The sequence below is a fragment of the Streptomyces phaeochromogenes genome (assembly GCF_001418655.1).
Classification (GTDB): Bacteria; Actinomycetota; Actinomycetes; order Streptomycetales; family Streptomycetaceae; genus Streptomyces; species Streptomyces phaeochromogenes.
Genome location: NZ_LIQZ01000362.1, coordinates 1 through 12540, shown reverse-complemented (window position 1 = coordinate 12540; position 12540 = coordinate 1). Strand labels below are relative to the sequence as shown.

The following is a 12540-nucleotide window of genomic DNA, read 5'->3' as shown; positions in this document are numbered from 1 at the left end:
GGTGCTTTTAGGGGCGCGGGGAACGGCGCGGGCACCCCAGGTCGGCGCGCACTTGGGAACCGGCCTCGGCGACCGGTGCTTTTAGGGGCGCGGGGAACTGCGCGGGCAACTCAAGTCGGCCCGCACTTGGGAACCCGCCTCGGCCACCGGTGTCCTCAGGGGCGCGGGGAACCGCGCGACCAGCTCAAGCGGAGCCGCGCCGGATCAGAAACCCCGGGCGGAGCCCCGCGTGGTGGCTGGGCCGGTTGGGAAGGGAAGGCTGAGGCGTCAGACCGTAGAAGTAGAAGATGGGGGCAGGCCATGGACATCGAAGCGATCCGCCGGGACACCCCGGGCACCGCGAACCGCGTCCACCTGAACAACGCCGGCGCCGCGCTCCTGTCGCGGAGGACCCTTCGGACCATGACGGCCCATCTGGAGCTGGAGGCCGCCATCGGCGGGTACGAGGCCGCGGACCGGGAACGGGACCGGATCGACGCCACGTACGCGAACATCGCCCGCCTCGTCGGCGGCGCCCCCGACGAGGTCGCGCTGTTCGACAACTCCACGCACGCCTGGAACGCCGCCTTCTACTCCATGACGTTCGCGCCCGGCGACCGCATCCTCACCGGCCGGGCGGAGTACGGAAGCAACGTCCTCGCCTATCTGCAGATCGCCCGGCGGACAGGAGCCGAGGTCGTCGTCGTTCCCAATGACGAGTCCGGGCAGCTCGACACCTCGGCCCTGGCGGAGCTGATCGACGACCGGACCAGGCTGGTCGGTGTCAGCCATGTCCCCACCAGCGGCGGCCTGGTGAACCCCGCGGCCGAGATCGGTCGCGTCTGCCGGGCCGCGGGTGTGCCCTTCCTGCTCGATGCCACCCAGTCGGTCGGCCAGTTCCCGGTGGACGTCGCCGAACTCGGATGCGACATGCTCACCGCCACGGGCCGGAAGTTCCTGCGCGGCCCTCGCGGTACGGGATTTCTGTGGGTACGCCGGGAAGCACTGGACCACCTGGAGCCGTACGTCAGCGAGATCGCCTCCGCCACCTGGGACGGGAAGCGGGGCTTCACCTGGCGCGACGGCGCCCGGCGCTTCGAGACCTGGGAGGTGAGCTACGCCAACGCCCTCGGCCTGAGCGCCGCCGTCGAGCAGGCTCTGGAGATCGGTATGGAGGGCATTGGCCGGCGTGCCGTCGAGCTCGGCACGCTGTTGCGTGATCGCCTGGACGCCCTGCCCGGCGTCACGACGTACGACCTCGGTCGGCAGCGGTGCGCGATCGTGACCGCCAAGGTCGACGGCGTGTCCACCGCGGACGTTGCCGCCGCTCTTGGCGGGCGCGGCGTCAATGTCACCACCACCGTGGCGGAACACACGCAGTTCGACACCGAGGACCGGGGCGTCCATCCGCTGGTGCGGTTGTCGCCGCACTACTACAACACCGAGGCCGAACTGGGCCTGGCCGTCGAGGTGTTCGCCGAGCTTGCGACGCGTCGGGCGCCGGAGTCAGGGTGAGGGGTCCAGCGCCGGCTCGGCGGGTTCCGTGGTGACAGTGGTGGGCTTCGGGGTGCGGCTCAGGTAGCGGTAGGTGAAGAGGGAACCGGCGGCCAGGAGGACGGTGGCTATGACCAGGGTCGCGTTGTAGCCGTTGTCGAAGGCGGAGTTGGCGGCGTCCAGCAGGGGGCGGCCCTGTTCCGCGGGCAGGTGGCCGGCGGTGGCGCGGGCCTCGTCCAGGCTGTCGGCCGCGGTGTCGGGGGTGCCCGCGGGCAGCGTGACCGTGCCGGTGTAGACCGCCGTCAGCACGCTGCCGAGGACGGCGACACCGGTGAGACTGCCCAGTTCGTACGAGACCTCCTCGACCGAGGAGGCCATACCGGCGCGGTGCGGCGGGGCGCCGCCGATGATCGCGGCGGAGGCGGCGGTCATCGTGGTGCCCAGACCCGCGCCGGCCAGGATCAGGCCCGGGACGACCCAGCCGGAGCTCTGCGCGGAGTCCAGGACGGGGACCGCGCCGGGGGTGAGCAGGAGCGTGAGCAGGATGCCCAGCGCGCTCGTGGCGAGGCCGCCGCCGATCAGTGTGCGCACGCTGACCCGGTGGACCAGCCCGCCGACGACGACCCCGGCCACCAGGGCGCCCAGCGCGCACGCGGCCACGAGCAGGCCGGCGGTGAGCGGGGTGTGGCCGATGACCAGTTGGAGGCGCTGGGCCAGAACGAGCTGGATGCCCGCCGTGGCGAACATCGCGAGGCCGGCGCCGAGCACGCCGACGAGCAGGGGCCGGTTGCGGAAGAGCGCGAAGTCGATCAGGGGATAGGGCTGAGAGCGCTGGCGGCGCAGGAAGGCCCGGAAGCCGAGGAAGGACACCAGCAGCGCCCCGGCTATCTGCAGGGGTGCGGGATCGGGCCTGGTGATCTCCTTGATCGCGTAGACCAGGCCGACCAGGCCGAGCATGACGTACACGGACGCGACCGGGTCCCAGGGCCGGTCCGCGCGGCCGGATCCGCCCGGAGCGAGGAACACCGCCGCGACCAGGGCGAGCAGGACGACGGGCACGTTGACCAGGAACACCGAACCCCACCAGAAGTGCTCCAGCAGGAAGCCGCCGAGGACCGGTCCGAGCGCGGTGCCGACCACCGACGTCGTGCCCCAGATGCCGATCGCCACCCCGCGTTCCCGCTCGTCCTCGAAGGTGAGCCGGATCAGCGCCAGTGTCGAGGGCATCATCGTCGCCGCGCCCACCGCCAGGAAGGCACGCGCGGTGATCAGCATCCCGGGGGAGGAGGCGAACGCGGCCATCGTCGACGCCGCACCGAAGATGACCAGGCCGGCCAGGAAGAGCCGCTTGTGTCCCACCCGGTCGCCCAGCGTGCCGGTGCCCAGCAGCAGGCCGGCCGACACCAGCGGATAGGCGTTGATGATCCAGAGCTTCTGCGAGGCGTCGGCGTGCAGGTCGCCGGTCAGGGTGGGCAGGGCGGTGTAGAGCACCGTCATGTCCACCGATATCAGCAACAGCCCCGCCGAGACGGTCAACAGGACCCACCAGCGTCGTGCCTTGCTCATCCCGTACCTCGGATCTTCTGGATTCGACGGTGTGCCGGAAGGGTGCCGGGCCCCTGGGTCACGGCGTGGAGGCCGATTCGGTGAGCGCGGCGATCCGCTGCCGCAGGGCATCCTTCACCGCGGGCGTGAGTTTCGTCCCGGTGGTCGCCTCGAAAAGCCACAGCCCGTCCGCGGCCATCCGGGCCAGGAACAGCTCCAGTTGAGCCGGATCCGGCTCGGACGGGACCGGCACCCACCGGTCCACCAGCGCGTTCCACACCTGCGCCAGCTCCGGGTCGGACGCCGACTCGACCATGAACGCCAGGTCCGCCTTGCGCGGCTCGCTGTCCACGTCCATCAGCGTGTAGGCGATCGCCCGCTCGGCCGCCGTCGCCTCCGCGAAGGCCTTTCCGAGCCGCGCCTCCAGCTGCTTCTCCCATCCCTCGGTCAGATGCCGCTGGATCGCCAGCAGCAGTTCCTCCCGGGTACGGAAGTGGTACAGCAGGCCCCCCTTGGTCAGTCCGGCCTCCACGGCCACGGACTCCAGGGTCAGGCTCGTGATCCCGTCTTTCTCGGTCACACGGATCGCGGCTTCCAGGATCTGGGTTCTCGAACTCGGTCGCATATTCGTAACTGTACCATCCGGAAGGTATAGTTACGCAGGTGGTGGAGTCGTCCTGGTTCAGGAATCCAGGTCGCGGGCAATCCGTACGAATGTCCGCACATGCCTCGCCGCTGAGCGGGCAGGAGACATCCATCCTGCTTTCCAACTAAGGCGGCACCGTGACCACTTCCGTGAACGCCCGCCAAGAAACCGCTTCCGGTACGGGAACTCCGGAGGCCGCGGAGGACCTGCCGTGGATCGAGGACGGCGGCAAGGTCGCCCCCAAGGACGCGCGCGTGCTCACCAGGCTGTTCCTCGACCGCCTGCAGGTCCTGGAGGAGGGCACCCGGGAGTACCAGTACGCGCGCAACACGCTGATCGAGATGAACCTGTCCCTGGTGACCTTCGCGGCCCGCCGCTTCCGCAACCGGGGCAGCGGCGACATGGAGGACATAGTCCAGGTCGGCACCGTCGGTCTGATCAAGGCCATCGACCGGTTCGACCTGTCCAGGGAGGTCGAGTTCACCTCCTTCGCGATTCCCTACATCGCGGGTGAGATCAAGCGCTTCTTCCGCGACACCAGCTGGGCCGTGCACGTCCCCCGGCGTCTGCAGGAACTGCGCGTCGACATCGCGAAGAGCAAGGAAGTCCTGACCACCAAGCTGGGCCGCACCCCCACGGTGAAGGATCTCTCCGCCCACCTGGAGCTGACAGAGGAAGAGGTCATCGAGGGTCTCGTGGCCGCGAACGGCTACGTGGCCGGTTCCATCGACACCCCGGGCGGCGACGACGAGAACGGCGACGGCGGGCAGGCGTACACGGACACCCTGGGCGAGGTCGATCCCGCACTGGACCTGTTCGAAGACCTCCACGCGCTCGCCCCCTTGCTGCAGGAGCTGGACGAGCGGGAGCGGACCATCATCGAGATGCGCTTCGGCCAGGAGATGACCCAGGCGGAGATCGGCGGCGAACTGAATCTCTCGCAGATGCACATCTCCCGCCTGCTCTCCCGCACCCTCACCAAGCTCCGCACCGGCCTCCTGACCACCTGAGACTCCCGTGGTCCGAAAAGTTCGCGCGCGCAGCATCGAGAGGACCGCCGGGTATGAGTGCTGAGCACGATCCCCTCCACCAGCCGTCGGCACCGGTCGTGACCGAGCCGGTGCCTGACGTCCAACTGCAGATGCTGGTACGGCTGATCGGACTGGACACCGAGGTCGCCCTGCCGATCACTCTCGTCGTCGGGGGCGGCTTCCTCCACGGCGACCTGATCTCCCACGAGGCATGGGCGGCCGGTTGGGCGTCAACCCTGCGCGGTGTCGACGGGCCGGGCGCGCGGCTGCTGGAGCGGTTTCCCGAGCAGGTGGACCAGGCGGTCGTCGACAAGCAGGGGAACCAGATCCCGCAACGGCTGCCACAGTGGATCCACCTGCGTGACGCCACCGGAGTCACCGGACCGAACGGGACCTTGGCCATGCCCCTGTGGCGCGGCCGGCTCGCGGACGTCTCCGGCTGGTCCCTGGGCAGGCCCGGGTAGCCATCGCGAGCGGGCCCCGGACAGGTGGAAGACGGCCGTGACGTTTCGTTGCCCGGGCGCGTCGCCGCGCGAACGGTTCAACCGGTCGTGCCGGGACCCGTACAGGACTCCACCGCGCGGACGGTGAGGGCCTCGTCGAGGCGGACCGTCACCTCGCCCGCCGGGGTGCGCAGCAGCAGCCGGCCGTCGGTGACACCGCGGGGACTGCCGCAGAAACCGCCGTCCGGTGTGACCACCTCCAGTCGCGCCTTGGACTTGTCGGGCCCGTACCAGGTCACGGCCACCGTCGCGGTGAGCGCCGCGGCGCACAGCACCGTCAGCACCACACCCCGCGTCAGCGCCTTCGCCGCGCGCAGCGTCTCCTGGTGGTCGAGCGCCTCCTCGCCCCACACGAGCACACCGGGCGGTGTCTGCTGCACGACGGTGGCCGCGGGCCTGCCGTGCGCGGCGCGCAGCAGCAGTACGGCGCCCAGCGTCCCGGTCGCCAGCGTCAGCAGGAGCAGGCAGCCCACCACGACGTCGTACGGCGCGGCCAGTTCCCGGATGTCGCTGCGGCCCTTGATCAGGCCGAAGCCGACCATGCCGACGAGCAGCGCGGCCAGCCCCGTGCGCCAGGCCGCCGCGGCCTCGCGGACCCTGGGCAGTTCCTGGCGCACCAGCTGCCGGCGGTGGCGGGCGGCGGCGCGGTCCGCGGGTGTGGCGGCGGGTCCGGGCGACGCCTGCCACCTCACCGGCCGTTCCGTTGCAGCAGCAGGATCCAGTAGGCGCCGCAGCCTTCGTCGTCGGCCGGGCGGCCGGGATGCTCCTCCGTACAGACACAGGCCACCTGGACGGAGTAGGTGTCGCGGGACCGAGGTGGCCGCAGCCCCCGGAACCCGGCCAGCGGATGTACGTACTGGAAGGGGTGCTCGCAGCGTGGGCAGACACCGCTGAGCACCGCCTCGTGGCGGCTGCCCTCGATCCGCAGCCCGGCGAGGTGTGCCTCGGCGTAGGTGGGACGGGTGATCTCCTCGAAGGGGCGGGGACGTCGGGGCATCGGCATCTCCTGCACGTACGGCGCGCGTCAGCCCGCCTCCAGGAGCCGATGGTGTCAGGAGGTGGGGGCCGGTATCGCGCCCATGGGCCCGCGGCGCTCGTCGCTGTTCTGGTCGTGGCCTCTTGCGCGCAGGTCGGGACGGGTTCGGTCCAAAGCCGGTCGCATTCTGGTCGTACGCCGCAAAGTCCTCGCTCGTACGGGTGGGCCGGAGCATCATGACGCCGTGACCGTGCGGCAGGGGGCCGTGTGGTCGGCCAGGGGTCGGTACCGCACGGGGGAGCGGTACCGGCCCGGGGACGGAACTGAAAGGAACGGGGCGGCAGTTGACGGTGGACGAGGGACTCGGAGCGGACTCGGACGGGGAGCGGGTGCGACGGTTCCTCAGCCGCGCCGTCGGTGCCGGGGTGACGTACACGGGGAAGGAACTGGCCCCGGCCGGCCCGGACAAGGCCACCCGGGATGTGCTGATCGGCGAACTCGAAAAGTGCGCCGCGGAGACGGCGTCCGGCCCGGGGGCCGAGCTCACCGCCCGGCTCGGGGCGCTGGTCGCGGCCCGGTGGGCGGACGGGCGGGACCCCGACGACCGCACACGGGCCGTCGAACTGCTGCGCGAGGCACGGCGGATGCCCGATCTGGACCCCGGCCTTCGTCGCGACGCCGCCCGTGACCTCGCCGTCCTGCTGCTGGCTCCGCTGCTGGACATCTCCCCGGCCGACAGCGGGGTGGCCGCGCTGCCACCCGGTCTGGCCCGGTACCTGCCCCTCGGCCTGCCGGCCTCCGCGCAGGGCATGGCCGCGCTGGACGTGCTGCCCGAAGTCGTCGAACTGGGACGGGAGGTGGCGGGTGAGGGGGTGCCGCTGCCACCTCATATCGAGGGCATCCTCACGATGGTGCCGCTGCTGCGGGCCGCCGGGGACGGGAACACCGGCGGGCTGGCCGACATCATGGCCGCGCTGCCCGGCATGCTGCCCGACAGCGGTTCACTGGGCGGGCTGGCCCAGGCACTGCCGTACATGGCGAAGGCGTTCGACGTACTGCCCTCGGGCGGTGCCCCGGACGACGTGCCGGTGGAGGCGGCGAGTTCCGCACAGGAGGCCGGGCCTCCCGGCCGTGCGGAGATGGAGGAAATGGCGCGCTCACTGGACGCGCCCACGATCCTCACCGAGATCATCAGCCCCGGCTTCATCACGCTCGACGACCTGCGCGTGCTGAACGAGCGGATGCTGGCCGCGGCCGGCTCCGACGGCGGCCAGGCCCGCGCCCTCGCGGCGCTCTCCTGTCTGGCCCTCGGGATGCGTACGGGCGAACAGGCCCACTTCGCGAAGGCGTTGGAGCTGCTGGCACAGATCCGGGAGGCGGACGGGCCCGTCGACCACGAGACGGAGTGGCTGCTCCAGGCGACCGTGCCCGCGGTGCTGGTCGGCTCCCAGCTGGTGGGGCACAGCCTCCAGGACGGGCAGACCGCCCAGGAACTGATCGACGCCGCCCTGACCCCCGGGGGACCGCTCGCCGAGGGCGCCCCCGACCGGCCCGGTGCGCCCGGCCTGCTCCTCATGAACCGCTGTCTCCAGGCCCAGTTCGCCCTGGACCGGGCCCAACGCGAGCGTGACGTCGACGCGTTGGGCGAGGTACGGGACGACCTCCTCGCCCTGATCGCGCAGGAGACCGACGACGAGAGCGAGTGGAGCGGGCTGCCCCGGATCATCCTCTGCGGCCTCGAACTCGTCCGGGTGCAGCTGACCGCCGACCTGACCGCGTTGCGCAGCGCGGTCGACCAGCATGCCGCCGCCCTGGCGCACACCGGCACGCTCCCCTTCGCCCGGCCGCTGCTCGCCGCGATGGAAGCTCCGCTGCTTGCGCTCGCCACACACCTCGAACCGGACTCCGAGCGAATGCGGCGCTCCCTCGAATCGGCACGGGCCGCGCTGGACGAGCCCGCCTCCGTGTCCGGTCAGCGCCCCCGCAACCGGGTGGCCATCGCACTCGCCCTGCGCGCTCTGCACGGCCGCGAGGGCGACCCGGCCCTCCTCGACGACGCCATCGCCGAACTGGAGCTGGCCGAGGCCGACCTGAGCGCCGAGAGCAGCCGGGCCAGGACCGACGCGGCCGATCTCGTGGTGCCGCTGCACGAGCAACTGGCCACCGCCCTCGCACAGCGTGCCGGCTCCGGCGACCCCGCCCACGACGACGTCCTGCGGGACCGGCTGACCCGGGCGCTCGCCCACGCCAGGTCGGCTCTGCGCGCCTCCGCCGACGACGTGCTGCTCCAGCTCGGTGCCGAGCACGGACTGCGCGCCGCCCGGGCGGCCGGCAGCCTCGGCGTCCGTGCGGCGGGCTGGGCCGTACGCCTGGGCCGGCCCGAGGAGGCGGTCGCCTGTCTGGAGGCCGGGCGCGCCCTGGTCCTGCACGCCGCCGCGGCCGGCACCACGGTGGCCGACCGGCTGGAGGCACTCGGCGCCTATGAGACGGCGGAGGCGTGGCGGCAGGCCACGGTGACCACCGGCGCCGCCGGCAACGCCGGACCCGCGGTCCTCGACGAGGTGCTCCATCCGGACGCGACGGGAGTGCCACGGCTGCCCAGCGCGCTGCGCCGGGAGGCGTTGGAGCTGGTGCGCACGGCCCCGGGTGCCGCGAGCGCGGCATCGGGGCCGCCGCCCACGCCGGTTCTCGGCGCGACGCTGGTCCGCTGCCGGGCCGACGCGCTGGTGTATCTCGTGCCGGGCACCGACGACGAGACGGGTGCCGCGCTGCTGCTGCGGCCCGGATTCGGAGTGCGGGTGGTGGAGTTGCCTGGGCTGTCGACCGCGGACCGCGGGCCGCTGGAGGAGTTCGTGCGGGCCGGGGTCGAACTGCGGCGCAGCCGCGGCATGGACACCACCGACATCGACGGGATTCCCGCGGTCCGCCGCGCGGCGGGCAAGTGGCAGCGGTCCCTGGAGCGGTTGTGCGACTGGGCGGGCGGGTCGGTCATGGGCCCGGTGCTGGACTCACTGGGCCTGTGGGAGCGCGCGCTGGCCGAGAGCGGGCTGCGGCCGGACGGCGCCGACGCGTCCCCCGGACCGGTCCGGCTGGTGCTCGTGCCCTGCGGCGACCTGGGCGCCGTACCGTGGCAGGCCGCGCGGCTGCCGCTGCCGCGGGAGGACTCCGACGACGGCGGGGAGGGCACCGACGTCCCCTCGACCGCCCACCTCTGTGAACTCGCGGTCGTGACCTTCGCCGCGTCCGGTTCCGAACTGGTCCATGGGACACGGCGGTCGAGGCTGCCGGTCGCGGGCGGGCAGGTGCTGGTCGCGGAGCCCAGGGACCTGTACTACGCCGAGGACGAGATCCAGGCGCTGAGCCGGGCGTACTACGGCGACGCCCGTGTCCTGCGGGGCGACGACACCGAGACCGGCCCCGACCTCCCCACGCCGGCCGCCATCCTGAAGGTGCTCGGCGCCGAGCCGTTCGCCACGTCCGTCCGTGCCGCGATGGTGCACCTGGCGTGCCACGGGACCGCCGGCACCGACCCCACCCGCTCCGCGCTGCACCTTTGGTACGAGGAGGGCGATCCCCCCGAGACCGGCCATCTCACCGTGACCACCCTGCTGGACACCCCGTCGGCCGGGGACCGCAGCGGACCCCTCGTGGTGCTCAGCGCGTGCGAGACCGACGTGAGCGAGGCGGACCACGACGAGGCCCTCACCCTCACCACCGCCCTCGTGCACCGGCTGGCCACGGATGTCATCGGCTCCCGCTGGGCCGTGTCGGACGGGGTCACCCCGGCCCTGATGACGGTCCTGCACCACCATCTGAACGCCGGTCTCGCCCCGCCCGACGCCCTGCGGGCCACGCAGCGCTACGCCCTCACCCCCGCCGAACACCGTTGTCCCGTCGCGGGGTTGGACATGCTGGACCCGTTCCTCGCGCAACAGGACATCGGCGAACTCCAGAACTGGGCCGCCTTCATCCATCAGGGCAATCCCGCACCCGAGCCTCCCAGGAGGGACCCGGCCCGATGACCCCCGACCAGTTGATCGCCCTGCTGCACCGGCACTGGGCCCAGACGCTCGCCGAACTGGGCTCGGACGAGCGGGCCCAGTTGCTGCGCCGGGTCACCGAGCTCGGCGACGCCGTCGGCCGCGGCCCCACCCGGCGCGCCGCACGGGAAGTGGGCCGGATGCTGCATGTGATGCCCGAGCACCACCCCGTCGGTGCGGCGCTGCGCGACGGCGTACGGTACGCCGAACGCGACCCGGGCGGCGGTGTCGTCGTCGACCGGGACCGCCTCGGTGACCTGCTCGGCTTCCTGGCGGGCCCGCCACCGACGGCCGAGGAGATCCTGGACACCACCAGGCAGCGGCTGCTGCACGCCCCGGCGCGGGGCGCGGACGCGGTGATCGCGGCCGTGACGGACGCGGCGGCCGACGACCTGATCCGGTTGCACGACCCCGAACTCGGCGACCGCTACCCGGAGTTCCAGTTCGTACCCACCACCGGTGAGCTGCGTCCGGTGGTGCGCGAGGTGAACCGGCTGCTGCTCGCCGGCCAGGACCCGTGGGGCGCCGCCGACTGGTGGCTGGGGGACAACGAATGGCTGGACGGCGTTCCGGCCGAGCTGCTGGACGTGGCGCCGGACGAGCTGGTTCTCGCCGCCGCCCGCGCCCTCCTGGAGGACGACTGATGGCCGGCCACGCCCCGCCCGAGGGGGCCCGCATGGAGCCGCTGGTCCGGGTGCTGCCCGTCGGCACGGAGCTGTACCGCTGCCACCGCGAGACGCGTCCGCCCGACTCGTTCAACCCCAGCCGCCAGCACGCGTTCTTCGACGGCGACCGCTTCGGCGCCACCGAACAGGACCCCTTCCCCTATCTGTACGCGGCCCTCGATCCCGTCACCGCGCTCAGCGAGGTGCTCCTGCGGTCCGTGCGGTTCGACGGGCCGTGGGCCCAGCGCCGCATCCCCAGGGCACTCGCGAGCAAGTACCGTCTGTCCGTGCTGCGCACCACCACCGACCTCGCCCTCGTGGACCTGATGAGCGCGGAGGGACTGGCCGCGGTGTGGCAGGACTCCTGGCTCGTCGACGCGGAGCGGGACGACTACGCCAAGACCCGGTACTGGGTACGACTGATCAGAGAGCACGCCCCCGGCATACAGGGGCTGTTGTGGCAGTCCAAGCGCCACCGGCCGCGCGAGGCACTCCAGTTGTTCGGCGACCGCTGCGGCACGTGCCCGCTGGAGCCGGTGCCCGAGCGCACGGTGTCTCTGAGTACGCCGGAGGGAGCGGCCGAGGTCCGGCGGCTGCTGAGCCCGGTCCGTGCGACGGTCTCGGACGCGGAGCCCGCGGCGGGACGCTGACGCGGGTCCGCTCGGGTTCCCGCCCTGAGGTTCCCGCGTTCAGGTTCCCGCCTCGGCGGACAGGTCCTCGCCCGGAGCGCACAGCGACACGGTCGCCTCGGAATGGAGCCCCAGGACGAGGCGGTCACCGTCGGCCAACTGGCGTGTCACGGCCGGGAGCAGGTACTCACCGTTGACACGGGTGCCGTGGGTGGTGCCGTCCCGGTACTCCGTCACCCACAGGGTGCCGTCCGGTCGCAGGGCCACTTCCGCGTGGCGACGGGACACCGACCGTTCGTCGGCGAACCCGCGGGCCGTCAGGGGTGCCCACTCCCGGTCCCGGCCGAGGTTGCGTACGTCCCCAGGGCGCAGCCGCACCTGCACCAGACCGCCGGAGAACCGCAGGGCCGCAGTGGCGGAGCCGTCCTCGGCGGGATCCGGGTCCGCGATCGGGGCCGCACAGACGGGACAACTCGCGACGCGCGGAGGGACCTTGCGCCCGCATCCCGCGCATCGCACCAGCCGGGGCGGCGGCCCCGCCCCCGGGGACGGGGCCTCGCCGGGACGCCGGGGCGACAGCGTTTCCGGCGGGTCGTCGTCGTCAGGAACCGGGTCAGGAGCCGCGCGACGCCCATCCGCGCGGCGGGGCGAGAGCCGCTCCGGCGGGTCGTCGTCCCCCTCGTCCTCGCCGTCCTCGCCCTCCTCGTCGTTCTTGTCGTCCCCGCCGTCCTTGCCGGGACCCGGCGGGGGTGACGCGGCGGTCGGCGGGCGGGGCGTGCCAGGGCGGCGGGGGGTCAGTTCCTCCCAGGGGTCGTCGTCCTCCTCGTCGGTCATCCACGGTCCCTGACGTGTTCGACCCGCAGGTCGACGGAACCGTCCTCCGGATCCTCCGTCACGTCCGTCACCCGGAGCGTGCCGCGCAGTGACTCCGGGCGGATCTCGAAGATCGAGCGGGCCAGGGGATTGATCAGGTGCGTCTCCAGGGCCATGCCGATGCCCCGCCCTCCGGCGTACGGGTCCCGCAGACAGTAC

The 12540-nt window shown here is 72.6% G+C and carries 11 protein-coding genes and 1 pseudogene; 6 read left to right on the top strand and 6 right to left on the bottom strand.

Translation table 11 applies throughout. The annotated features are described in order from the left end of the window. The first annotated feature begins 300 nt into the window (after positions 1 to 300). The gene (locus tag AOK17_RS38005; protein ID WP_055617170.1) at positions 301 to 1494 is read left to right on the top strand and encodes an aminotransferase class V-fold PLP-dependent enzyme; all 1194 of its coding nucleotides are present in this window, start codon (positions 301 to 303) and stop codon (positions 1492 to 1494) included. Here the strand turns inward: AOK17_RS38005 and AOK17_RS38000 are convergent. Continuing rightward, entirely contained in the window at positions 1486 to 3039 is a 1554-nt protein-coding gene (locus AOK17_RS38000; RefSeq protein ID WP_055617169.1) for an MFS transporter, read from the bottom strand. The two genes, AOK17_RS38005 and AOK17_RS38000, sit on opposite strands and share 9 nt — an antisense overlap. Before the next feature lie 58 nt (positions 3040 to 3097). Next, on the bottom strand, positions 3098 to 3643 hold the full coding sequence (locus tag AOK17_RS37995; protein ID WP_055617168.1) for a TetR/AcrR family transcriptional regulator: 546 nt from the start codon (positions 3641 to 3643) through the stop codon (positions 3098 to 3100). A gap of 158 nt (positions 3644 to 3801) precedes the next feature. On the opposite strand from AOK17_RS37995, the gene AOK17_RS37990 reads away from it, so the two are divergent. Both AOK17_RS37990 and AOK17_RS37985 read left to right on the top strand, forming a co-directional pair. After that, the gene (locus AOK17_RS37990; protein ID WP_055617167.1) at positions 3802 to 4674 is read left to right on the top strand and encodes a SigB/SigF/SigG family RNA polymerase sigma factor; all 873 of its coding nucleotides are present in this window, start codon (positions 3802 to 3804) and stop codon (positions 4672 to 4674) included. Positions 4675 to 4727: 53 nt separating this feature from the next. Next, on the top strand, positions 4728 to 5159 hold the full coding sequence (locus AOK17_RS37985) for a hypothetical protein (RefSeq protein WP_055617166.1): 432 nt from the start codon (positions 4728 to 4730) through the stop codon (positions 5157 to 5159). Between the two features lie 77 nt (positions 5160 to 5236). On the opposite strand, the gene AOK17_RS37980 is transcribed toward AOK17_RS37985, so the two are convergent. Continuing rightward, the gene (locus AOK17_RS37980) at positions 5237 to 5890 is read right to left on the bottom strand and encodes a hypothetical protein (protein ID WP_107102602.1); all 654 of its coding nucleotides are present in this window, start codon (positions 5888 to 5890) and stop codon (positions 5237 to 5239) included. Beyond that, entirely contained in the window at positions 5887 to 6195 is a 309-nt protein-coding gene (locus AOK17_RS50375; protein WP_107102601.1) for a hypothetical protein, read from the bottom strand. Before AOK17_RS50375 ends, AOK17_RS37980 begins: the two co-directional genes overlap by 4 nt. A gap of 329 nt (positions 6196 to 6524) precedes the next feature. Between AOK17_RS50375 and AOK17_RS37975 the strand changes: the two genes are divergently transcribed. From AOK17_RS37975 to AOK17_RS37965, 3 genes are read left to right on the top strand one after another with little or no spacing between them, the layout of a single operon-like run. Beyond that, a complete protein-coding gene (locus tag AOK17_RS37975; RefSeq protein WP_245697626.1) occupies positions 6525 to 10196 on the top strand; it encodes a CHAT domain-containing protein in 3672 nt (1223 codons plus the stop codon). Then, a complete protein-coding gene (locus AOK17_RS37970; protein WP_055617164.1) occupies positions 10193 to 10858 on the top strand; it encodes a hypothetical protein in 666 nt (221 codons plus the stop codon). Before AOK17_RS37975 ends, AOK17_RS37970 begins: the two co-directional genes overlap by 4 nt. After that, a complete protein-coding gene (locus AOK17_RS37965; RefSeq protein WP_055617163.1) occupies positions 10858 to 11529 on the top strand; it encodes an RES family NAD+ phosphorylase in 672 nt (223 codons plus the stop codon). The genes AOK17_RS37970 and AOK17_RS37965 overlap by 1 nt, the downstream gene beginning before the upstream one ends. Positions 11530 to 11568: 39 nt before the next feature. Here the strand turns inward: AOK17_RS37965 and AOK17_RS37960 are convergent, their stop codons facing one another. Both AOK17_RS37960 and AOK17_RS37955 read right to left on the bottom strand, forming a co-directional pair. After that, on the bottom strand, positions 11569 to 12342 hold the full coding sequence (locus AOK17_RS37960; protein ID WP_055617162.1) for an FHA domain-containing protein: 774 nt from the start codon (positions 12340 to 12342) through the stop codon (positions 11569 to 11571). Beyond that, a pseudogene (locus AOK17_RS37955) lies at positions 12339 to 12540 on the bottom strand (hypothetical protein); the annotation flags it as partial. The pseudogene AOK17_RS37955 and the gene AOK17_RS37960, both read right to left, overlap by 4 nt.

Coding starts and splice junctions, on each gene's coding strand:
- AOK17_RS38005 (WP_055617170.1), top strand. CDS start 301: ATGGACATCGAAGCGATCCGCCGGGACACCCCGGGCACCGCGAACCGC.
- AOK17_RS38000 (WP_055617169.1), bottom strand. CDS start 3,039: ATGAGCAAGGCACGACGCTGGTGGGTCCTGTTGACCGTCTCGGCGGGG.
- AOK17_RS37995 (WP_055617168.1), bottom strand. CDS start 3,643: ATGCGACCGAGTTCGAGAACCCAGATCCTGGAAGCCGCGATCCGTGTG.
- AOK17_RS37985 (WP_055617166.1), top strand. CDS start 4,728: ATGAGTGCTGAGCACGATCCCCTCCACCAGCCGTCGGCACCGGTCGTG.
- AOK17_RS50375 (WP_107102601.1), bottom strand. CDS start 6,195: ATGCCCCGACGTCCCCGCCCCTTCGAGGAGATCACCCGTCCCACCTAC.
- AOK17_RS37970 (WP_055617164.1), top strand. CDS start 10,193: ATGACCCCCGACCAGTTGATCGCCCTGCTGCACCGGCACTGGGCCCAG.
- AOK17_RS37965 (WP_055617163.1), top strand. CDS start 10,858: ATGGCCGGCCACGCCCCGCCCGAGGGGGCCCGCATGGAGCCGCTGGTC.
- AOK17_RS37960 (WP_055617162.1), bottom strand. CDS start 12,342: ATGACCGACGAGGAGGACGACGACCCCTGGGAGGAACTGACCCCCCGC.